General features: G+C 49.5%; 19 protein-coding genes and 4 pseudogenes. 18 read left to right on the forward strand and 5 right to left on the reverse strand.

What is annotated here, in order from left to right; all coding sequences use genetic code 11:
* The first annotated feature begins 283 nt into the window (after positions 1-283).
* The 8 genes and pseudogenes from OCA8868_RS16045 to OCA8868_RS16075 all read left to right on the forward strand — a co-directional run bounded on the left by OCA8868_RS16045 (position 284) and on the right by OCA8868_RS16075 (position 6,603).
* A complete protein-coding gene (locus OCA8868_RS16045) occupies positions 284-1,216 on the forward strand; it encodes an IS5 family transposase (RefSeq protein WP_093997608.1) in 933 nt (310 codons plus the stop codon).
* 41 nt (positions 1,217-1,257) lie between these two features.
* Positions 1,258-1,581: a transposase gene (locus OCA8868_RS16050; RefSeq protein WP_245848327.1), complete on the forward strand. Its 324-nt coding sequence runs from the start codon at positions 1,258-1,260 to the stop codon at positions 1,579-1,581.
* A 16-nt stretch (positions 1,582-1,597) separates the two neighbouring features.
* Positions 1,598-1,747, forward strand: a pseudogene (locus OCA8868_RS16550) (IS3 family transposase); the annotation flags it as partial.
* A 380-nt stretch (positions 1,748-2,127) separates the two neighbouring features.
* On the forward strand, positions 2,128-2,697 hold the full coding sequence (rfbC, locus tag OCA8868_RS16055; protein ID WP_093997609.1) for a dTDP-4-dehydrorhamnose 3,5-epimerase: 570 nt from the start codon (positions 2,128-2,130) through the stop codon (positions 2,695-2,697).
* A complete protein-coding gene (gene rfbB, locus OCA8868_RS16060) occupies positions 2,694-3,734 on the forward strand; it encodes a dTDP-glucose 4,6-dehydratase (RefSeq protein WP_093997610.1) in 1,041 nt (346 codons plus the stop codon). Before rfbC ends, rfbB begins: the two co-directional genes overlap by 4 nt.
* Positions 3,731-4,582 (forward strand): dTDP-4-dehydrorhamnose reductase, encoded by an 852-nt coding sequence (gene rfbD, locus OCA8868_RS16065; protein WP_093997611.1) that lies wholly within the window; start codon positions 3,731-3,733, stop codon positions 4,580-4,582. Before rfbB ends, rfbD begins: the two co-directional genes overlap by 4 nt.
* The gene (gene rfbA / locus OCA8868_RS16070) at positions 4,579-5,451 is read left to right on the forward strand and encodes a glucose-1-phosphate thymidylyltransferase RfbA (RefSeq protein WP_093997612.1); all 873 of its coding nucleotides are present in this window, start codon (positions 4,579-4,581) and stop codon (positions 5,449-5,451) included. Before rfbD ends, rfbA begins: the two co-directional genes overlap by 4 nt.
* A gap of 144 nt (positions 5,452-5,595) precedes the next feature.
* The gene (locus OCA8868_RS16075) at positions 5,596-6,603 is read left to right on the forward strand and encodes an IS30 family transposase (protein WP_143849674.1); all 1,008 of its coding nucleotides are present in this window, start codon (positions 5,596-5,598) and stop codon (positions 6,601-6,603) included.
* Between the two features lie 220 nt (positions 6,604-6,823).
* Here the strand turns inward: OCA8868_RS16075 and OCA8868_RS16080 are convergent.
* Positions 6,824-7,366: pseudogene (locus OCA8868_RS16080) on the reverse strand (IS3 family transposase); the annotation flags it as partial.
* Positions 7,272-7,505: a transposase gene (locus tag OCA8868_RS17060; RefSeq protein ID WP_370738007.1), complete on the reverse strand. Its 234-nt coding sequence runs from the start codon at positions 7,503-7,505 to the stop codon at positions 7,272-7,274. The pseudogene OCA8868_RS16080 and the gene OCA8868_RS17060, both read right to left, overlap by 95 nt.
* Positions 7,506-7,666: 161 nt before the next feature.
* Between OCA8868_RS17060 and OCA8868_RS16090 the strand changes: the two genes are divergently transcribed.
* From OCA8868_RS16090 to OCA8868_RS16135, 10 genes and pseudogenes are all read left to right on the forward strand, one after another.
* A protein-coding gene (locus OCA8868_RS16090) for an IS3 family transposase (protein WP_370738008.1) occupies positions 7,667-8,838 on the forward strand; the annotation gives its coding sequence in 2 pieces (ribosomal slippage) (positions 7,667-7,946 and positions 7,946-8,838; 1,173 coding nt in all).
* 266 nt (positions 8,839-9,104) lie between these two features.
* Positions 9,105-10,313 carry an O-antigen ligase family protein gene (locus OCA8868_RS16095; protein WP_093997616.1) on the forward strand — a complete coding sequence of 403 codons (1,209 nt, stop codon included), beginning with the start codon at positions 9,105-9,107 and terminating at the stop codon, positions 10,311-10,313.
* A complete protein-coding gene (locus OCA8868_RS16100) occupies positions 10,310-11,080 on the forward strand; it encodes a glycosyltransferase family protein (protein ID WP_093997617.1) in 771 nt (256 codons plus the stop codon). The genes OCA8868_RS16095 and OCA8868_RS16100 overlap by 4 nt, the downstream gene beginning before the upstream one ends.
* Before the next feature lie 43 nt (positions 11,081-11,123).
* The gene (locus OCA8868_RS16105) at positions 11,124-12,074 is read left to right on the forward strand and encodes a glycosyltransferase family 8 protein (RefSeq protein ID WP_093997618.1); all 951 of its coding nucleotides are present in this window, start codon (positions 11,124-11,126) and stop codon (positions 12,072-12,074) included.
* Between the two features lie 45 nt (positions 12,075-12,119).
* Positions 12,120-13,345: pseudogene (locus tag OCA8868_RS16110) on the forward strand (IS3 family transposase).
* A 1-nt stretch (position 13,346) separates the two neighbouring features.
* Positions 13,347-14,146 (forward strand): annotated as a pseudogene (locus tag OCA8868_RS16115) (IS3 family transposase); the annotation flags it as partial.
* A 316-nt stretch (positions 14,147-14,462) separates the two neighbouring features.
* Positions 14,463-15,338, forward strand: coding sequence for a class I SAM-dependent methyltransferase (locus tag OCA8868_RS16120; RefSeq protein ID WP_093997620.1), 876 nt, complete (start codon positions 14,463-14,465; stop codon positions 15,336-15,338).
* A gap of 390 nt (positions 15,339-15,728) precedes the next feature.
* On the forward strand, positions 15,729-16,442 hold the full coding sequence (locus tag OCA8868_RS16125; protein WP_179214883.1) for an acyltransferase: 714 nt from the start codon (positions 15,729-15,731) through the stop codon (positions 16,440-16,442).
* Entirely contained in the window at positions 16,429-17,499 is a 1,071-nt protein-coding gene (locus tag OCA8868_RS16130) for a DUF1972 domain-containing protein (protein ID WP_093997622.1), read from the forward strand. The genes OCA8868_RS16125 and OCA8868_RS16130 overlap by 14 nt, the downstream gene beginning before the upstream one ends.
* A 29-nt stretch (positions 17,500-17,528) precedes the next feature.
* Complete coding sequence (locus tag OCA8868_RS16135) at positions 17,529-18,389, forward strand: hypothetical protein (protein WP_143849679.1); 861 nt, start codon at positions 17,529-17,531, stop codon at positions 18,387-18,389.
* On the opposite strand, the gene OCA8868_RS16140 is transcribed toward OCA8868_RS16135, so the two are convergent.
* The 3 genes from OCA8868_RS16140 to OCA8868_RS16150 form a co-directional block, all read right to left on the reverse strand.
* Positions 18,376-19,596, reverse strand: a complete 1,221-nt coding sequence (locus tag OCA8868_RS16140; protein WP_093997624.1) for a hybrid nucleoside-diphosphate sugar epimerase/sugar transferase — start codon at positions 19,594-19,596, stop codon at positions 18,376-18,378. The two genes, OCA8868_RS16135 and OCA8868_RS16140, sit on opposite strands and share 14 nt — an antisense overlap.
* A 90-nt stretch (positions 19,597-19,686) precedes the next feature.
* A complete protein-coding gene (locus OCA8868_RS16145; protein WP_093997625.1) occupies positions 19,687-20,652 on the reverse strand; it encodes a hypothetical protein in 966 nt (321 codons plus the stop codon).
* Positions 20,645-21,064: a hypothetical protein gene (locus OCA8868_RS16150; RefSeq protein WP_093997626.1), complete on the reverse strand. Its 420-nt coding sequence runs from the start codon at positions 21,062-21,064 to the stop codon at positions 20,645-20,647. The genes OCA8868_RS16145 and OCA8868_RS16150 overlap by 8 nt, the downstream gene beginning before the upstream one ends.
* Between the last annotated feature and the right edge of the window lie 534 nt (positions 21,065-21,598).

Here is a 21,598-nt window from a genome sequence, read left to right on the forward strand (position 1 = left end):
TCACAGTCCTGTCCTCTCAGATCGGTGCCTGGGCATTCTTAGCAATGAGGGCATCATGAAGACAACACATCCAGTTATCATCGGATCTATATGCATAAAGCCAGCCACGTCGCTGTTGCGATTGATACGCAAGGCACCCGTTTGGCTGCACGTTCTATTCCGGCAAATCCGAAGGGATATTTGGAGCTGGAACGTTGGGCGCGATCTTTCGGTAACGTTCGGCTTTGTTGCACAAATCGGTTGTAGGGATTCACTGTATGAATCCAGCGTGATAGCTGAATGCATGAGCAGTTGGGCCCCTACGAAGTACAAGACCAAGAATTGGTCGTCTTACAATGACAGCTTGAAGCAACGTGGATCGTTGTCGATCTGGTTTGATCCTGAGATGGATTGGGCTCCGCCACCAAGCGGCAAACGCGGTCGGCAACAGAAATTCAGTGATGCCGCCATCCAGACATGCCTGACACTGAAGGTCCTGTTTGGCATGCCTCTCCGTCAAACAACTGGGTTCGTACAGAGCTTGCTGCGTTTGGTCGGGTTGGATTGGGCAGCACCTGATTTTAGCACCTTATGCAGACGCCAGAAGACTCTGAACGTAAGCCTGCCTTTTCGTGGGTCCAAAGGTCCACTGAACCTGCTCATCGACAGCACGGGGATCAAAGCCGAAGGTGAAGGCGAGTGGAATGCGCGCAAGCATGGTGGTTTAAAACGCCGCATCTGGCGTAAGATACACATAGGTATCGACGAAGAAACGCTGGAGGTTCGTGCAGTCGAAGTCACCAGCAGCAGCATCGGCGATGCTCCCATGCTGCCCGAGTTGCTGAGCCAAATCGCTCCCGATCAGGACATCGGCAGTGTCACCGCAGATGGGGCGTATGACACCCGTAAATGCCATGAGGCGATTGCAGCACGAGATGCCCATGCGGTGATCCCACCGCGCAAGAATGCCAAGCCCTGGAAGCCGACGAGCGATGGAGCAATTGCTCGCAATGATGCGGTCAATGCACAACGATATCTGGGTCGCACCCTTTGGCGACGCTGGAGCGGATATCACCGCCGAAGCCGCGTCGAGACAAAGATGCACTGTATGAAATTACTTGGCCAATCATTGATGGCGCGGGACTTCGAAAGGCAGGTCGCTGAAATCCAAATACGCATCGCCGTCCTCAACCGCTACACCGCTCTTGGCATACCTGTCACAGAGGCAGTAGGCTAAGGCTGTCTGGGGCAAGGGGAAAAACGCCCTTCACCCGATTTATGCAACAAAGCCGCGACGATCCAACGCGCATCCGTTCAGAAGCAGCATTTGCAAAGCTTTGTGGTGTTTGCTCAATCCTTTCATCCAGCGGCAAAACACACCGCTTCCGATTGAATAGCGGCGGTAACAGGCAGGCCAGCGCCGCCCTTGATCGCGTGGCCATTATCAGGATGCGAAGCAACGAGCCGACTCGTGCTTATGTCAAGAAACGTACAAAAGGCGGAAAGAACAAAAGCGAAATCATTCGTTGTTTGAAACGCTACATCGTTCGCGAAATCTACAGACAGCTTTGCGTGCCAAAAATAACACAAATTGCTGCTTGACGAATATACGAGCTTCAATGCTTCCGTTGAGACCTTCTTCAAAACCATCAAAGCCGAACTGATCTGGCGGCGGTCATGGGAAACGCGGCGGCAGGCTGAGATGGCAATCTTCGAATAAATCAACGGCTTCCATAATCCACGCCGCCGCCACTCAGCACTGGGCTAGAAAAGCCCCGTCGTTTTCGAAAAGAAAGTGGTCTAAACGAGCACTTGAGGCGGCACGAAAGCGCGACAGATCCAGTCACATGCATTGCAAATACATGATTGGAATGCTGGTTGAAGTTGAGAAAATTTCGAAACTGAACTGGAAAACTCAAAGATGTCCGCGTATCTAGATCAAATCAGTCAAAGATACGTTTAGAGCGGTTCTCTATTGAAGTAAGCGTTTCAATGAAGTTGGTGGAAATAGTCTCTCGACTTGGGGATAATGAAGAGCAAAGTTAATCAAAAGAATGTCTTGAAAACGAACAGATTTTCGAACTTGGAAGGGTTCAGTTGAGATACTGTATAACGCAAAGCAGATAGCTGAAAAACTAGAACAATTTTATGAATTTTATTACTCTGACAAAGCTTCAAGGCGTGGTTCTGATCAATCCACCACGTTTTGGTGACTCGCGAGGCTTTTTCTCCGAGAGCTGGAACCGTCAAAAAATGTTGGCTCACGACATCGATTTTGATTTTGTTCAAGATAACCATTCGGTGTCCGCTGCAGTGAACACTGTACGGGGGTTACATTACCAGTCGCCTCCGTCAGCGCAGGCTAAACTGGTGCGCTGTGGGCGAGGTGCGCTTTTTGATGTGGCTGTTGATGTGCGTAGCGGTAGCCCAACATTTGGCCAATGGGTTGGGTATGAGCTTTCGGCAGAAAACGGGTTGCAGTTGCTTATTCCTGAAGGGTTCTTGCACGGTTTTGCGACACGCATGCCCGATACCGAAATTATCTATAAATGCAGCGACTATTATGCGCCTGATTGTGATGGCGCGGTTCGATTTGATGATCCGGACCTCGGAATTGACTGGGGGCTAAGTGGCCCTGCGGTCTTGTCTGAGAAGGATGAAAAGGCACAGTGGATGACTAATTTTGAAAGCCCGTTTGTTGCACAGGACGTATCATGAAAATTCTGGTCACTGGGGGCGCGGGTTTCATTGGGTCCGCAGTTGTTCGCTTGGCAATAGGCCGCGGCCATGAGGTCGTGAACCTCGATTCGCTGACCTATGCTGGGTGCCTCGAAAGTTTGACGGAGGTGGCAGAAAGCCCGCTCTATAGATTTGCCCACATAGACATCCGCGATCGTGCTGCGCTGGATGCGACGTTTGATGCACACAAGCCGGACATGGTTATGCATTTGGCAGCGGAGTCCCATGTTGATCGTTCTATCGACGGCCCCGGGGATTTTGTAGACACCAACATTACCGGAACCTACAACATGCTTGAAGCAGCGCGGGCTTATTGGGTAAGCGCAGGAAAACCGGTCACATTCCGCTTTCATCATATCTCAACAGACGAAGTGTTTGGGTCATTGGGTGAAACAGGGTTGTTCACGGAAGAAACCGGTTACGACCCGCGTTCGCCATATTCTGCGTCTAAGGCGGCCAGTGATCACCTCGTGCGTGCTTGGCATGAAACCTATGGCTTGCCAGTGGTGCTGACCAATTGTTCGAACAACTACGGCCCGTATCATTTCCCTGAAAAGCTGGTTCCAGTGGTTATACTGAATGCTCTCGCAGGGAGGGAAATTCCTGTCTACGGTGAGGGCTTGAACGTACGTGATTGGTTGTTTGTAGAAGACCACGCAGACGCACTTTTGCTCGTGTTAGAGAAGGGCGCGTTGGGTCGAAGCTATAATATCGGTGGTGAGAACGAAGCGCGGAATATCGATCTTGTGAACGCCATTTGCAGCATCCTTGATGAGAAGCGTCCGAAAGACAGCCCATATTCAAACCAGATTACTTATGTTCAGGATCGTGCCGGCCATGACATGCGCTATGCGATAGACCCGTCTCGAATCCGCGATGAGCTTGGCTGGCGCCCATCTGTAACGCTGCAGGAGGGGCTGGAACGAACCGTACAGTGGTACCTTGAGAACGAAGATTGGTGGCGTGCATTGCAGGCCCGCGTTGGCGTCGGTTCCCGGCTGGGGACAAAGGCATGACGATACTGGTCTTTGGCCAAACGGGGCAGGTCGCATGTGAACTGGCGCAATTACCAGACGTTGTTTGCCTTGGCAGGGATGAGGCCGATTTGACCTCACCAGAAAACTGTTCCGCTGCAATTCTCGCGCACAAGCCAACCGCCGTTATCAATGCAGCTGCGTATACGGCTGTCGATAAAGCCGAAGAAGAAGAAACCCTCGCGACCGTGGTCAACGGCGAAGCACCCGGTGCGATGGCGCGGACTTGCGCAAACCTGGGTATCCCGTTCGTACAAATCTCGACCGATTATGTATTTAAAGGCGGCGGGGACGCGCCTTGGTTGCCCAACGATCCGACTGGCCCATTGGGCGCATATGGACGCTCAAAGTTGGCTGGAGAACAGCAAGTGCGTGCAGCGGACAGCGTCTATGCGATTCTGCGTACATCATGGGTGGTTTCTGCCCACGGAAACAATTTTATCAAAACCATGCTACGCCTTGGTGCCGAGCGGGACGGGTTGAATGTCGTCGCCGATCAAATTGGCGGACCAACGGGCGCGAAAGAAATTGCCACAACATGTCACGCGATTGCGATGCAATTGGTTTCGAGTCCGAACAAGGCCGGCACCTATCATTTTTCAGGAGCACCCGATTGCAGCTGGGCCGACTTCGCACGTGCAATTTTCGATCAATCAGATCTGTCGTGTAATGTCACTGATATTCCATCGAGCGCATATCCTACACCTGCAGTCAGGCCGCTCAACTCCCGTATGGATTGCAACGCCACATTTGAAACGTTTGACATTGAGCGCCCTGACTGGCGCGATAGCCTAACAGACATTCTTACCAATTTGAGGGCCACAGCATGAGCAACCGCAAAGGCATTATTCTCGCAGGTGGCTCTGGCACGCGGCTTTATCCGATCACGATGGGAATAAGTAAGCAGCTGCTGCCGATCTATGACAAACCGATGATTTACTATCCGATTTCTGTCCTCATGCTTGCAGGTATTCGCGATATCGCAATGATTACGACACCGCAGGACCAAGAACAGTTTCGGCGAACTCTGGGGGATGGTAGCCAATGGGGTATCTCGCTTACCTATATCGTGCAACAATCACCGGATGGTTTGGCGCAGGCGTATATTCTTGCTGAGGATTTCCTGGATGGAGCACCGTCTGCAATGGTGCTGGGGGACAACATATTCTTTGGCCACGGGCTGCCTGAAATCCTCGCGGAGGCGGATAAACAGACAAGCGGCGGTACGGTCTTCGGGTATCACGTGTCCGACCCAGAACGGTATGGCGTGGTTGGCTTTGACGACGATGGCGTTGCGCAAACAATTGTCGAAAAACCGGACGTGCCCGCGTCCAACTACGCGGTCACTGGGTTGTATTTTCTAGACGGCGATGCGCCAAAACTCGCGCGCCAAGTGAAGCCTTCACCGCGAGGCGAGCTGGAAATCACATCCTTACTAGAGATGTATCTCGCCAAAGGAGCACTGCGCGTAAACCGAATGGGCCGTGGCTACGCATGGCTCGACACGGGTACTCACGGCAGCTTGCTAGATGCTGGAAACTTCGTTCGAACATTAACCAAACGACAAGGGCTGCAAACAGGTTGCCTGGAAGAGATCGCGTTTGATCAAGGTTGGATCAGCAGCAATGAGATGCTTAAGCGCGCAGAACTGTTTAAGAAAAACGATTATGGACAGTATCTAAAAGACCTTGTGGAATAGGAGCGTGCGAACCAGAAAGTGCTGCCAATTATTACCATCTGCTTTTACATAATGTTCATTATGTGAATACTTCATGTGGCTGGGGCACATTCCATTTTGGATTGCATCACTAGATAAATTTCTGATGCAGATCAGGAGGATGTGATGAGACGACCCTACCACAAATTGAACATGGATGAACGTCGAATCTTGGCGACGATGCTTCAGGCGAACGCCACGAAGACTGAGATCGCCAAAACGCTTGGCCGAAGCCGTTCGACGATCCACCGCGAGATCAAGCGTAACTGGTGGCATGATGAGGAAGTTCCCCAAGCTGACGGGTACTGGCACGTGACTGCGCAGACGCTCGCGGATCGGCGCCATCTCAAGCGCCGCAAATTGGAGCAACATGAGGATCTACGCGATGAAGTGATTGGCAAACTAAAAGACGGTTGGTCGCCGGAACAAATCGCAGGTCGGCTCAAGATCGAACCGCGCGCGCCACATCGGATCTGCCACGAGACTATTTATCAATATGTGTATTCCAAGAGCGGCCAGTCTCAAGAGCTTGGCCGTTATCTGCCAGCGCGTCAGAAGAAGCGTAAACCCCGCTATGCTCGCAAGGCACGTGGTGAGGTTTTCCCCTTGGAAACAAGCATCCACAACCGTCCAGAGGAGGTCAACGACCGCAGCCAGTTTGGCAATCGGGAAGGTGATTTGATGATCTTTGAGCGCGCTCAGGGTAACGCCAATGTCGCTACGTTGATCGAACGTAAGACCCGCTATACGGTCTTACTGCGCAACAATGATCGTAAGTCGCGGCCCCTGATGAACAAGCTGATCAATGAGATGTCACCCCTGCCCGCTGAGGCGCGCCGCTCGATCACCTTTGATCGTGGGTTCGAGTTCACGTCCTGGCGCGAGCTCAAGAAAGGTATAGGGACCAAATCGTGGTTCTGCGATCCACAGGCTCCGTGGCAAAAGGGCTCCGTCGAGAACATGAACAAACGGGTGCGCAGATACCTGCCTCGGGATACCGCTCTGCTGTCGCTTCCAAATCGATATATAGGGTCGATTTGCGCGCGCCTGAACGCCACACCGCGCAAATGTCTGGGCTACAGGACACCGGCCGAAGCCTTCCGGGATGAACTGATGAAACTGGAGCGAAGATGAGATACCCTGCCCCCGTAAACCGATGCAATCGAAATGGAACTCACATGGGTGCGCGCTACTGAGCTACTCCCCCAATCTTTGGACGAAATCTAGCGTGAGTTAAGCTACTTTTTGCACCTGTTGATCGGGGTTGGTGCTTCAATTCTCTGCCAATAGGCCAGGCAGGTGGTCGCCCGCCAAAGGCAGAATGCGGACGTTTGTGATTTTGGAACTCCATCTATTTACTGACGCCCGCTTTGGCCTCTTAGCCGCTTTCCCAGGCATACAGCTAGACGCACTCGTATTTCAGGGATCGCCACAGCCGTTCGACGAAGATGTTGCCGAGGAAGCGGCCTTTGCCATCCATTGATATTCGAGCATTTGACTGACGCAGCTGATCCGTCCAGGCAAATGACATGAACTGGCTGCCCTGATCCGTGTTCATAATCTCAGGTGGGCGGAACTTGTGGATCGCCTCGTTCAAAGTATCGACGCAGAACTCGGCCTCCAATGTGTTTGAGATGCACCAAGCCAGAACCTTGCGCGTGTGCCAGTCCATGATGGCAACCAGATACTGAAAGCCACGCCGCATTGGCAGATAGGTGATGTCGGCGCAACAGACCTGATTGGGTCGACCGACCTGCAGCTCTCGCAACAGGTCGGGGTAAATCTTGTGCCCCTTGGCCGCCTTACTGGTGTTGGGTTTCTGATAGATCGGCATAAGGCCCATCAACCGCATCAGCCGTCTGATCCGCTTTTCGTTCACCAGATGCGTCTTCCAACAAGGCCCGTTTCCACTGATGGATCATAGTCGGATGGACACCGAACCGACTGGCCAATTCGCTGACGGTCTCTTCGCCCTTCAGCGCCTCTAACGCGACCTTAGCTTTAAACTCCGGGTGATGTTGCTTCCGTTTCGGCATTCCTGATCTCCTTCGTGGTGAAAATCAGCAGACTATAAATTGCAGCTTACGTCAGTGTCCGAATTTCGGGGGGTAGCTCAAGGACCACCTCTCACAGAGGTGGTCGCGGAAATTTGGACCAACCGTTAAGATGGATCGCATGACGAAAGAAGTGATCCACAATGAAGAAACGAAAGAACCATTCACCTGAGTTCAAGGCCAAGGTTGCGCTTGAAGCGATCCGCGAGGAGATGACGCTAGCGGAACTATCGAAGAAGTACGGCGTCCATCCAACCCAGATCGGGACTTGGAAGCGCGCTGCGATAGAGAACATGGCGACCGCATTTACCCGCAAAGGTTCAGCTCCAGAGCAGGTCAGCAGCGCGGACATCGACAAGCTGCATTCCAAGATCGGCCAGTTGGTGGTTGAGCGGGATTTTTTGGCGGACGCCTCGCATCAACTGCTCGGGACGCGAGGCAAAAAATGGTGAGCCGGGATCATAAGTTAAGCATTCGTAAACAGTGCGAACTGCTGCAGTTGTCGCGGTCGCGACTTTACTATCAACCTGTCGGTGAAAGCGCCGAGAACCTGAAGTTCATGGAACTCATCGATAAGCAATTCCTGGAAACACCTTGGTACGGTTCCCGCCAGATGGCGCGTTACATGAAGCGCAACAATCACCAATGTGGTCGCCATCGGGTCCGGCGTTTGATGCGGCTCATGCGTCTGGTTCCAATTTATCAGGAACCCAACACAAGTAAGAAGCACCCACAGCATAAAATCTGGCCTTACCTGCTGAGGAACGCAGTCATCGACCGTCCAAATCAGGCCTGGTGCGCAGATATCACCTATATCCCTATGCGACGTGGCTTTTTATATCTTGTGGCGATTATGGACTGGTACAGTCGCAAGGTGCTGTCTTGGCGGCTGTCAAACAGCATGGACGCGGACTTCTGCGTGGAGGCTTTGAAAGAAGCTTTGGCCAAGCACGGTAAGCCGGAAATCTTCAACACAGATCAGGGGAGCCAATTTACGAGTGGTGCGTGGATCGACGTACTGACGGATGAAAATATCAAAATCAGCATGGACGGCAAAGGTGCGTGGCCCCCTCTCATCGTTTGCTGCGCAAACGACTGCCGGGCAACGGACAATCGGATGATTGAGCGGCTGTGGCGGTCACTGAAATACGAATGCGTCTACCTCAACGCTTTTGAGACCGGTTCAGAGATGAGGGCGGGCATCGATAAATGGCTGACGTACTACAACTCTGAGCGACCCCATTCGACGCACGGCATATTTACCCCCGATGAGGCTTTTGAAAGCAAACCTGAACAAATGAAATTAGCAGCCTGAAATGACACCCTGATCCATCTTAACAAGGCTGCAAACTGGTCTAAAATCTAGGACCACCTCTCACCTCTGACCTTTCGCGCAAAGTTGGCTGAGAATGAGCTTTCCAGGTTTTGGAAAGTCCAATAGTGTCCGCACGTACATCATAAGATATTAGACACTGAAAATTGATCTGGCACCGCACCACACCTTATGTTTGGCCAGTAAAAGACTTAGCTTGTCGTTTGCTTTTAATGCCTGCGCCTAGGCCAATAGATTAAGGTTGGAAAATGAATTTTCTACAGTTGGGTAACAATAATTATGGACGCTTCCTATTTTTACTCGTCATATTTGGATCGGCTATTGATACGAGCATAGGCCTAAATTTTTTACTATTATTCGTATTAGTAACGTTAGCTCATTCTACCTTTTTTCGCCGACCCGCAGGCACCAAAATGCCAGAGGCGCATAAGGTCGCCTGCCTGCTATTTGCATTGACCTATGGTTTTTTCCTTTTGTCCGAACTTGTTAACACAGGTGAGCTTGGAGAAGTTTCATCAGTCGCGGTAAATTATTCAGTTTATGCGTTGCTAGGTTTTATTCTTTTATCCTGCTACTGGCAAAAAATTACCTTTGAAAGCCTCAGTAGCGGGATTGGCATTATTGCGATCTTGTACGCAATAATTGCTTTGATTGAAGCTTACACCTACCAAACGCCTCGTGTGGCCTTCGGTTACAATTCCATCCCGCTGGGCATGATTGCAGTGCAACTTTTGTTTTGGTGCGGTTGTGTAACCCTTACACGTCGGCAGGGAACGGTAATCAGTTTACTCGGATTGGTGTGTGCAAGTTGGGTAATCTATCTAACCGGTAGTCGAATGCCCATTGCCGTCATGTTGTTACTTCTGGTGCTCTGGCTCCTCTTTAGCAAGCAACCCGTACTTACGCGCCTTTGTGTTTTACTGGGTTGTTTGTTGATCATTCCAATTCAGAGCACCCTAACGCCATTTGGACTAGAGCTTATCCTTACCAGGTTTTCATTGTTAGATATCGACGCCGTCATGGGATTGGAAACCGGGTCTGCTTCGTCAGGCGTGCAGCGCTCATGGATATGGCAATCAGGGGCCGAAATGATATCTCAGAGCCCTTGGTTTGGATGGGGGCATGAAGCGACGTTAACAAAACAAGCATTGGCCGCCGTCAACGCGCCAGCTTCCATTTCTGTTCAGCCCCATTTCCACAATGAACTGATTGATATGGCAGTTCGGTTCGGATTGCCTGCTGCAGGCGGCCTGATTGTAGCCTATTTGAGTTTGTTTAGGCTTCCGACCACGCGGCAGCAGTTCTGGGTTGTTTTTGTCTTTCTAGGTCAAATGTTTGCTTTGTCCCTAACCGACATCATATCCAATCACAGTGTGACGCTTTCAATGTTTGCATTCAGCGTAACTTTGCTGCTTTTGTATACCAGCCCCTCTTTGGATGACGGACTTCAACAGTGAAAAAGACCGAACCTCGCTTAATCTTATGCATGAAGTGGGGTGCCGCTTTTGAGCCTGATTACGTCAATATTCTTTTTCGTGCGTGCCGCAGTAACACGACGGGATCATTACGTTTTGTTTGCCTCACAGATGATGCGACAGGATTGCACCCTGATATCGAAGCCTTTCCAATTCCAGAAATCGGACTAACGAAGGATCAGTGGTACACACGCGGTATTTGGCCCAAATTGTCTATGTTCCAAGATGAGCTTTATGGGCTTACAGGCAGGGCGTTGTTCATTGACTTGGATATGATGGTCGTCGGGTCATTGGATCCGTTTTTTGAACCAAAATCCCGCCTGATAACCTTGGATGTGGGTGAGGGCTGGCGCCCGGGTGGGACGGCTTCCCCCGAAGTTGGTACCGGTGTGTTCGCGTTTGATATCGGTGACCAGAGACAAATCTTGGATAGCTTTATCGCGCATCGTGATCAGGTTATCGCGGAATTTTTTAACGAACAGGACTATGTCGGCGCGAAGGGTGAAGACATCAGCTTCTGGCCAAATGGCAAGGTCATAAGTTTCAAACGCTTTTTACGAAGGGGGCTCGGGCGCGACTTATTCAAAGCTCCACCGCCTCCGGACCCAAATGTTGCGATAGTCGCGTTTCACGGCACACCGCGGCCGATTGATTTGGTGCGACCTGGTGTATGGGGGCAATTCCCTCATTTAGGTCGGGGTCCGGTAAATTGGGTGCAAGATTACTGGAATTTTTACGCGTCAGAATGACCGATTTTGAGACGTAAACGTAATAAAGGCGTTGGAAACTATAATGTTTAGAAACTGCATAACTTTGGTCTGCAATATAGGTTATATTGATAAAGCAGCGTTTGTTGCACATCAGCTCTTAGCGCAAACTGATCGCAATTTTGATGTGGTCATCTGCACAGACGACATATCTACAGATCAGTCTAGGAACGTTCCCAAAGATGCAATTTTACGCCAAATTGATATTGAGGAAACAATCGTAAACCTGCCGCAGAATGAGCGGCTCAAACACTACACGTATTGGCGGTTGCCAGCGATCCAATCATTAAGCGACGATTATGACAGGATCCTCTACTTAGATACGGATATTTTTGTTGTTGGCGATGGGATATCAGCGCTATTTGACATTGATATGCAAGGGCTTGGTATCGCCGCTGTTCGCGATATTCATCAACGACATAGGCCAAATCGCAAAGTGCAGGAATTTGCCACACTTGGTATGTTGAATGCGCCCTATTTCAACGCTGGGGTTCTCTTGATTGATGCCGCGATGTGGCGAAAAACATCAGCCTTCGACTACATCTTGAAGCTTGCAAAACAATCACCTGACGCATTGCTGTGCCATGATCAAAGTTTACTTAATATTCACTTTTACCAAAACTGGCTTGAGCTCTCGCCGCTCTGGAATTGGCAAAATTCAAGTCGTGTGAACCTAATCGGGGAATTTTTGTCACCCTATTTCGTTCACTTTGTCGGTGCGACAAAGCCTTGGAATAGTCCCGATGGATCACTTCCACTAAAATACCACTCAGATTTTGCACGATATTTTGATCAAAGCCCCCCACCAACGCAGAGACCAAAACTGCATGCAAAATTCCTTTTGAAAAATTTTTGGTATTTCAGAAGAACCCAAAAATACCTTGCGCGGTTTTCAGATCCACTCAGCACCGTCAAACATGTTAAGGGAAATATTAGCCCTATGATGGGTGAAAATAGAGAGGTGAATAGCCCCTAGTATTGTAGACGCTTTCTTCCGTAATTTTGAGGCAAGGAGGCCGTTATGGGGAAGCCATATTTCAGTGAAGATTTCAAGCGTGATGCTGTGCATCCACTGCCCGGCAGTCGAAACGAAGTTTCGATGAGAGGGGGATCACGGTACGTGGATATCCAGTTCGTGAGGTTTCGGAGCGATTAGGTGTCAGCACCTATTCACTCTACAAATGGATGAAGCTTTACGCGAAGGCTGCGTCACAAGCGCCATCTGTGGATCATGAAGCCGAGAACCGCAGGCTCAAGCGTGAGCTGACACGGATGACGGAGGAGCGCGACATCCTAAAAAAAGCGGCCGCGTACTTCGCAAAGGATGCAAGGTGAAGTACGCGTTTGTCGCCGAGCACCGCCCACAGTTTTCAGTGCGTCGGATGTGCCGTTGCCTCAATATCCATCCTAGCGGGTTCTATGCATGGATTAAGAATCCATTAAGCCACCATGCGCGCGAGGATGCGCGTCAGACGAAGCTGCTCAAAGACGCATGGAAAGACAGTGGCAAAGTCTATGGGTATCGCAAACTGCATGACGATCTCATTGAACAGGGCGAGACCAGTTGTCCAAATCGTGTTGCGAGGCTGGCTCGCTTGGCTGGGATCCGCGCTGAGATCGGCTACAAACGTAAACCTGGGAAGTATGGCGGCAGACCATCTGTCGTGGTCGATAATACGCTGGATCGGCAGTTTGATGTTGCTGAACCAGATACCGCATGGGGTCGTTTATTGTGGCGCCATTGGTTCGAGCCCAATGGACGACGACATCACATACATCAAAACCTACGAAGGCTTCCTGTATCTGGCTGTCGTTATCGACCTCTATTCGCGTCGTGTGATTGGCTGGGCCACGCAATCACGGCAACCAACTGACCTTGTCTTACAAGCACTATTGATGGCCGTCTGGCGGCGCAAACCTAAGCAAACGGTCCTGATCCACACCGATCAGGGCTCACAATATACCAGTCGGGATTGGGCCGCATTTCTGCGGGCTCACAACATCGAACACTCAATGAGCAGGCGTGGGAATTGTCATGACAACGCGGTCGCTGAAAGCTTCTTCAACCTGCTCAAACGTGAACGCGTCCGTCGTCGGACATACAAAACCCGCGAGCAGGCCAGACAGGACGTCTTCGATTACATCGAAATGTTCTATAACCCAAAACGCAAACATGCGAGAAACGGGATGCTGTCGCCTGTCGACTTCGAAAACAGACAGCGCAATGTGAACCAAGAAGGTGTCTAGGAAACTAGGGGCTATTCAGTCGTCATTTTACTATGAGCCGAAAGGCGAGACCGAGATGAACCTCGATCTGATGCGTGTGATCGATAAGCAGTTCCTGGAGACGCCTTTCTACGGCGTGCGCCAGATGACCTGGCACCTGCGCAATGAGGATCATTGAACGAGAAGCGCATCCGCCGTCTCATGCGGCTAATGGGTTTGATGCCGATCTATCAGAAGCCCAACACCAGCAAGGCGGCAAAGGGGCACAAGATTTACCCCTATTTGCTGCGCGGGTTGCGCGTTGATCGGCCCAATCAGGTCTGGTGTGCAGACATCACCTACCTGCCGATGCGGCGTGGGTTCCTGTATTTGGTGGCGATCATGGACTGGCACACCCGCAAGGTTCTGGCCTGGCGCATCTCGAACACCCTTGAGGCGGACTTTTGCGTCGAGGCGCTGAACGAGGCGATCCACCGGTTCGGCCCGCCCGAGATCATGAACACAGACCAGGGCAGCCAGTTCACGTCCTTCGTATGGACTGACCGACTGAAGCGGGTCGGCACCCGGATCTCGATGGATGGCAAGGGTCGGTTCCTCGACAACATCTTTGTCGAACGCCTGTGGCGGTCGTTGAAATACGAGTGCGTTTATCTCCATGCCTGGGAAACCGGGTCAGAGGCTAAAGCTGGGATCAAAAAATGGATGGAGTTCTACAATCACAAACGTCCACATTCCGCCCTTGGCGGCAAACCACCTGCCGTGGTCTATTGGCGAAGAAATGAAACTGCCACCCCCGATCAACAGGCGCAAAGAGTAGCTTAAGTCACGCCAGATCCTGTCCAACAAATGGGGAGTAGCTCAGTAGCGCGCACCGTTGGTAGGGCTGTCCAGTCTCGCCAAACTTCGGAACTGGCGGTGCAGGCCCTGCTCATAGCAATCGTTGCCGCTTCGCCACGTCCGACACTTCAATGGCAATGTTCGTGTAGAGACAATGACCTCCCTCTCGTCAACCGCTCCAGAATACAGTTTCTTGCAAAAATAGCGTATAAACTGATACATACAGGGATTGTACAAGATCAAAACTCCTGCAAAAAAGGACGCACTTTCGCCCCCCGTATTTACACAAGGATCATGCCCCATGAAAAGCACCGATTGCCCGTGTTGCACGCAGCCACTCAGCTTAGTGGGACAAGGCAAATACACCGAATTCTTGTGCAGCGAATGCGACCACACCTACTTTAAATCAGAAAGTGGAATTTCCGCTGAGGACTATGAAAACAGCGATAAGTACGCTGATTACTACACGGGCGCTCCTCCCTTTTTATGGTATCATAAACAGGCTTTGAAGGCGGCTCAAACGCTTCCGCGAGGTAGCAGAGTCCTAGACTTTGGTTGTTACGATGGTTTTTTCGTCAAACGGATGTTGGACAATGACGTTGATGCTTATGGTTGCGATTGGAACCTCAAAGCTTTGGAAGCGGGAGGACGGAAGTTTGATATCGGGAACCGATTGAGTAGCGATGGAGAAGGCTTGTATGACGCCGTTATAGCTCTGGAAGTTATCGAACATTTTGAGGATCCTAACGTCTTTATGGAGGTCGCTTCAAAACTATTGAAGAGCGGTGGTTCTCTCTTTTTGTCTTGTCCGAACAAGAATGCCGTTTACCGCCCTAGCACCGATCAACCACCTCACCACTTTTCGCGCTTCTCCGCCAACTCATTGGAAACTATAGTTTCCCGATATGGATTTGACGTGACGCGGCAAGAAATAGAATACTCTTTCCCACAGATGACACGAAACTTTATCGGGGACCGGATGCGCAGCAGATCTACAAATGTGGACGAGAGCCCGAAGCCAGGAAAAGTTGACGATAGCGGGCTTTACGTAACTTTGCGCAAAACGGCCAATAAAATCGTGCCTATTGCGGAAGCTGTTTCGACACCGCTTAGCGCGGTGATGAAAGCTATAAATAAGCCCTATATCGCCCAATTTCTCGAAGCCAAAAAAAAGTGAGTTGAAACGCGCAATGCAACGCACGTGAGAGGTGAGGTTCTGACGGAAAACGATATTATCGAGTTTTTTGAAGAAAATGATCTAGGGGTATTTTTCTATCGGATGGGTCACTGCCTGACCTTGAAGCTTTTGAAATGAATGAAATACTTACTTTGTATGAAGGGCGCGGCCAATTGATGGACACCGATCGGGTCTTTTTAGAAGACACAATCCAAGGGTGTGCGATGATTTTGAACGACGATGGAAGTGTTGTTTGGTCTTTCGTGAACAAAGCTAACTCTTCTGGTGAATTATGACGATCGCCGCTTATGCCGCACGAGTTGGTGAATGCTATGAAGGATGCCGTCACCGCGACGCGTCCGAATTAATGGCCATAAGGAGCTCATTATCATGACTTTGCTGCATCAAACGATCGACCGGGCCTATCGTTTGATGGGCCGAAAAGAGTACAAAGTCGATCGTAGTTTGAAAGCACGTGAGCTTTTCGCAAACACGGCCAATCGCATTCTGCCCATTTTGCGGGGTGCCGTGCTTGGACTGTTGTTCAAATCTCATAAAGGGATCATAATGATAGGGCCTAGGGTGACGCTTAGAGGGCTGTCTCGTCTTAAGGTTGGAAAAAGCTTGAACATCGAGCGCGACGTTGAGTTGAACGCAATGGCGCGCAACGGGGTCGTCTTCGGGGATAATGTCACAATCAAACGTGGTACAATTATTGAATGCGCAGCAGTGTTGCGCAACCTCGGCGACAGTTTGTTGGTCGGTGACCGGGTGGGTTTTTCACCTTATTGCTATATTTGTATTCGCGGCCCTGTTGAAATTGGAAGCGACACGATTTTCGGCCCTGGGGCCATGCTTTATTCGGAAAACCATGTTTTCAAGGATCTGAACACCGTAATCTCCGAGCAAGGTGAAGTATCGGTGGGTGTGAAAATTGGAAAAGGATGTTGGATTGCAAGTCAGGCTACAATTCTCGACGGAGTAACGTTGGGTGATGGATGTGTTGTTGCGGCAAATTCAGTAGTAACAAAATCCTTTGCGGCGAATTCGATCGTCGCAGGGGTTCCAGCTAAAAGGATCGGAATGCGCAATGATCAAAACTAAGGCCTCGCTTGCTATCGTTGGAACAGTTGGCCTGCCTGCAAATTATGGCGGCTGGGAAACGTTGGTCGAGAATATAGTCACTCCATTGTCCGAACAGTTAGACGTAACAGTCTATTGCAGCCGAAACCGCTATAAGACACATCTGACGTCATATAAAGGCGCGCAGCTAGACTACATCGGTTTGAATGCAAACGGGATCCAGTCAATTTTCTATGATATCGTTTGTCTTTGGCGCGCGCGCTCATTTGACCATGTTCTGATACTCGGAACATCAGGATGTATTGCACTTCCGTTGTTTCGTCTTATTAGCAAAGCGCACTATACGCTGAACATAGACGGCCTAGAGTGGCGGCGCGAAAAATGGTCCGGCGCAGCCAAGGCATTCTTACGAATGTCAGAGTACTTAGGGTGTCGTTTCGCCCATCAACTTGTGGCCGACAATGCAGTCATCCAAACTCACATCCAAACAGCATATAATTGCAAAAGTGCATTAATCGCTTATGGTGGTGACAGCCCCGCAATGGAAATTATTCCTGATCCCGAAATCCCTCAGGAGCCGTATGCATTTTCGGTTTGCAGAATTGAACCAGAAAATAACCTGCACATGATTCTAGAAGCATACGCCGGCTTACCTGAAAGTAGATTGGTGATTATCGGGAACTGGAAATCAAGCGCTTTTGGACTCGACTTAAAAAAACGGTACGGTGCGCTCAAAAATATTACTTTGCTTGACCCTATATATGATCGCGGTAAGCTAGATGGCTACAGAGCTGGGTGCCAACTTTATCTTCATGGCCATTCTGCTGGGGGTACTAATCCATCGTTGGTTGAAGCTATGTGGCTTGGTCTTCCAATTCTGGCGTTTGACGTAAATTTCAATCGAGAAACAACTGAGGACCAGGCCCTCTATTTCACTTCAATTCAGGATTTGCGTGAAAAAGTAGAAGAGCTTCAGGGTACCAACCTTTCGGAACTAGCAAATACGATGAAGGGAATAGCTGACCGACGCTACACATGGGCAAACGTCGCCCGTGACTACCTGGCGCTTTTGGGGTGATTTTTAGACTGTTCCTTTTGGCGAGCTCCTTGGCATCTGCATTGGGGAATTTTACTTTCCTAATTGGCCTCGAGGCGGCTGAAGACTATATTTTCTCTTTGTCCCTAAGCTCATTTTCTGCGGGAGTATTTGGTTACGCGATATTGCCAAATTTGGTTTTCAAACTGCCGCTCGCCAAGATCATTAACCTATTACTTTTTCTAACTTTTTGTGCATTCGGACTTACTTCAATTTCCAGCACCGCTGGTTTTGTCCTAGCCATGATCCTTACCTTCGTTTCTGCTGAAATTATTCTTTCAGCTCACGAGGCATGGCGACACTTAATACTCTTGCGAATAACCATGATGATTTCAGGGGTATTAAGTTGGGTACAACCAGACGGGCCGGCACTTATTATCCGAGCTTTCTTGGTCGCAGCCCTGGTCTTTTGGGTTCTTGGTCTAGTTAAAAGGGCAAGCATTAGGGTACAAGGCGCGCCAAAAATTGCGTCACTCCCGCTTTTAAGTTTAGTAGCAACCAATTTGATCTGGGTCTATATCCTGCCCCTATTTTTGATAACCGGGGTTTCGCAGTCCGAACAAAAGGTGCTCTATATTGCGGCCACCGTTTTTCCACTTCTTTACTTCAAAGCTCAAGACGTGGTGTTCAAGCTTGATATTCTAGCCCGTGCAAACGAAGGAAATTCACCACAGAAATTCCTGCTGTTTTTCGCAACCCCTCTCGCCCTACTTTACTGTGTTGCGCCGATAGTTCAGGCAATAATGAATGGAGGTGGGCTCGCTCCAAGCTCGGTGATTTTCAGTGCACTTTCCCTTGGGTTTTTGTTTGTAAACTATTGGCTAACCTCTTCACTGCAGATGCAAAGTTTTCATGGAGCTAAGAAGACCTGACTTTGTCGCCTTGGCCTTTTCCAAGCGCTGTCATCACAAGAAGTTTCACATCTAGTAGAATAGTACGCATTGCCACATAGTCTGCATCTGTGATTGCCAACACTTTAGGCTCACTCATGTCAATGTTTTGAACTTGAGCGAGCCCAGTAATACCACCCTTAATTGAAAAGACTTTGCGCGCCTCTCGTTCATTGACCAAGTCTGTTTGATTGATAAGACATGGTCTCGGACCAACAAAACTCATCTGATTTAGTAACACATTCAATACTTGGGGCAGTTCATCAATCTTGGTCTTGCGGAGAAAAACCCCGCTCCGAGTGACCGCAGAAACACAGGCTTCGTGTGTTCCTATATCTGGTGTTCCTACATTCATTGTGCGGAACTTATAAAGTTTGAATGAACGCTGTTTCCGTCCGACACGTTTTTGAACAAAAATGCCAGGTCCAGAAGACTCCATTTTTACCACGACCCATGCGATAATAAGTAACCAAAACAGCAATATCAGAACTGCGCTTGCGGCAAGAATATCTAACAACCTAATAGCCCAAGAATAAACCGGGTTGGCCGTTTGATCGTCTGCTAATATTTTATACTGCGAATTCAGTTCCACGGTCTCGTTAAGACTGTCGGAAATCCGATCAACTACGTGGTTAATAGAAACTGCTGGCTTCGCACACTTCAGTATATTGAGAACCACCGAACGGAAAATGGGTGGAATCCGATTAAGAAACGAAAGGCTGCCTTTGTTGTCATTACCATACACAGCAGCCAGGCGGAAATGCTGAACGGAAACGTTCACCGCACCGTCGAACACAACTTCTACCAAAGCTTTTGAGATAGCGTAGGGGCTTGTAGCTGCAAAAAATGGATGAGCATGCAAAGTCGAAATATTTATGATCCTAGGAATACTGAGCCGCGCAGCCAGACTGACGAGATCCTTCGCCATTCCGACGTTATCCATCGTAAAATCTTCGACTGTTCCTGGTTGATCGTTGTTGCGAGCGGCAAGGTGAATGATTGCATCGTAGGTCCTACTGTCATCCACACCTCCGAAACTACTAACGCTCACTTTGTCCGAAACGAGATGCGCCAAGGCTGCCTCATTGCGGCTTACCAAGTGTAAATCTTTACCTTCAGATAGCAGCCGTGAAACAAGTTGACGCCCTATTGAGCCTCCGGCTCCTGTGATAATAATCTTGTTTGACATGTGTGTTTCCAGTGTTGGCGCTTTTCTCTCCCGGCTGTCTTTAAAGAGGTTTCTAGGGAGATACCATTCGGATTCAAAGCGCCCGTGCCCCTAAGCTTTAATTACGCGGACTCGTAAATAGAGTATTGGGAGCACCGTAAGAATTGGCAGACAATAGCGCTGATAGGTTGTAAAGCCCGGAACCAGAGCAGCGATCAAAGCCAATAGGCCAAACGCACTTAGTGTGAATATTGGCCGTCGAAAGACTGCTAACCCCCAAAGTTGTAAAACGAAACTGCCCAATGCAATAGGCACAAATAGCACCGCAGGCGCTAAGAACAAAAAGAACCCTGAGAGCATCAGAATTGGCCAAACTATCATTCGCAATACCACTCCAACAAGCCCTAGCGCTTGGAAGGTCGGCACCTCTGTACCTTGCCTGAAATTGAAGTCTTTGTCATTCCAGTCGAGAAGAAAACTGGAAATCGCATCAACTTGTCCTCCGACAATTGCGATAATTCCAAAGAAGAAGATCGCAAAGTAAAGCGGGCGGCCTTTGAGAAACAGAATAAAATACGCAACTCCGAACAATCGGAATATTGAAATAAGAGGCACAAGGATGGACCCTCGAAATGGGCCAAGATTGAACATTAGAACCGCCAAAAAGGTAATCACGGTATCCTTCAATACATGGACGGATAGGTGCAAGCGATAGAGGTTGAAGAGTAACAACAGGTACAGAAGAAAATAAAATGTTCGAGAAAACGTTTCTGGTGCGACACGCATAGCAGAGGTTCGGAAAGACGAGTGTAGGAGCGCATTTGTGAATGCATACAAGACCATGTTGACCGCGACGAGGTAATTTGGGTTTTGCCCCAAAAAGGATGCTAAGATATAATACCCATGATTCAGTATCATTCTGGGGTTCGCAGCCGCCATTTCAAAAACGGTATCGCTTCGTGTGAGGTAAGTGACGCTGTCGGGGTGAAAATCTATCCCAAGGCCGAAGGCCCGTTCCAATACGAGAACCGTTGCACTCAAAATGAACGAGACAACGAAGACTATTCCGTTACTCATTCGTGCTTCCTGGACGCGTCAGCGAAGTATGGCGTAAATCTTGAAAAATCGAACGTGCTTGATCGACAATTTCAGCACGCATCCCTTTCGTGTCTAGTGCTACTTTTTGGGCTAGATCAAAAGTGCTTCCACTCTCAAACGGAGCTGAAATAGGCGAGCATATCTGTTTGACTACTTTTTGGCCTGAACTGAGGCTCTCGTAGTAAGTGAGTAGATACTGACCGTTTAAGACAGCCAACTTACGGAAGACACGATTGTAGAGGTCGCACCAACATTGCAACCAATTCTCCAACTTTTGACGAAAACCGTTCACAAGAATTTCGCCCAGCAAGAACAGCCGTTGATTAAGGTCAAATTCGTAGTCAGCAAATAAGAACATTTCATCGAGAGCCTCTTGGCTCCCGGCATCCACTTCAATGTCATCTATGTACGCATTCTCTTTTCTTAAGATATCCCATTGGCCAAGACTCGTAAAACGCTACCGTGTGTTTGGAGCCCAGACAGATGGAATCCCGCAAGCGTTACTATGAATAAGCCGGTCAACGAAGCTGTTGTCAGCCATATCTTTTCCGCAAAAAAATGCAGCCGCAACCAATTGCAGCCATAGAAACCAAGGCTAGCGTGCTGAAACCCCACTAAATCAGAGTGAAAAGTGCCTCAATTGAGCGTGAAATTCAAGCTCCTAAATTGGGTAAAACTGTTACTACACTCTCCGTAACCAAGCTAGGAGGTTCCTATTGTAGAAACGCGTGGAAAGACCAAACAGGGCCAAAAGCAACGGTGGTAAACCGCTGCACTAGTTTGCTTTTGTCGAATGAGAGAAGCCTAAAAACAGCCGCGCTTTCCGGGCGAGACATGCACTTCGTTGCCCGATCCAAGATTTCTTACGTGCAACGGCGCTTGCCATCGTAATTACTCAACCCTACGAATAACTCTTCGAATACTC

It is taken from the genome of Octadecabacter ascidiaceicola (genome assembly GCF_900185015.1).
In the GTDB taxonomy this organism is placed as follows: Bacteria; Pseudomonadota; Alphaproteobacteria; order Rhodobacterales; family Rhodobacteraceae; genus Octadecabacter; species Octadecabacter ascidiaceicola.

Bases quoted from the DNA above. Each gene is read 5' to 3' on its own strand.
- OCA8868_RS16125 (WP_179214883.1), top strand. From the start codon at position 15,729: ATGACTTTGCTGCATCAAACGATCGACCGGGCCTATCGTTTGATGGGC.
- rfbB (WP_093997610.1), top strand. From the start codon at position 2,694: ATGAAAATTCTGGTCACTGGGGGCGCGGGTTTCATTGGGTCCGCAGTT.
- rfbD (WP_093997611.1), top strand. From the start codon at position 3,731: ATGACGATACTGGTCTTTGGCCAAACGGGGCAGGTCGCATGTGAACTG.
- OCA8868_RS16075 (WP_143849674.1), top strand. From the start codon at position 5,596: ATGAGACGACCCTACCACAAATTGAACATGGATGAACGTCGAATCTTG.
- rfbA (WP_093997612.1), top strand. From the start codon at position 4,579: ATGAGCAACCGCAAAGGCATTATTCTCGCAGGTGGCTCTGGCACGCGG.
- OCA8868_RS16095 (WP_093997616.1), top strand. From the start codon at position 9,105: ATGAATTTTCTACAGTTGGGTAACAATAATTATGGACGCTTCCTATTT.
- OCA8868_RS16120 (WP_093997620.1), top strand. From the start codon at position 14,463: ATGAAAAGCACCGATTGCCCGTGTTGCACGCAGCCACTCAGCTTAGTG.
- OCA8868_RS16140 (WP_093997624.1), bottom strand. From the start codon at position 19,596: ATGTCAAACAAGATTATTATCACAGGAGCCGGAGGCTCAATAGGGCGT.
- OCA8868_RS16045 (WP_093997608.1), top strand. From the start codon at position 284: ATGAGCAGTTGGGCCCCTACGAAGTACAAGACCAAGAATTGGTCGTCT.
- OCA8868_RS16130 (WP_093997622.1), top strand. From the start codon at position 16,429: ATGATCAAAACTAAGGCCTCGCTTGCTATCGTTGGAACAGTTGGCCTG.
- OCA8868_RS16145 (WP_093997625.1), bottom strand. From the start codon at position 20,652: ATGAGTAACGGAATAGTCTTCGTTGTCTCGTTCATTTTGAGTGCAACG.
- OCA8868_RS17060 (WP_370738007.1), bottom strand. From the start codon at position 7,505: ATGCCGAAACGGAAGCAACATCACCCGGAGTTTAAAGCTAAGGTCGCG.
- OCA8868_RS16105 (WP_093997618.1), top strand. From the start codon at position 11,124: ATGTTTAGAAACTGCATAACTTTGGTCTGCAATATAGGTTATATTGAT.
- OCA8868_RS16050 (WP_245848327.1), top strand. From the start codon at position 1,258: ATGCAACAAAGCCGCGACGATCCAACGCGCATCCGTTCAGAAGCAGCA.
- rfbC (WP_093997609.1), top strand. From the start codon at position 2,128: ATGAATTTTATTACTCTGACAAAGCTTCAAGGCGTGGTTCTGATCAAT.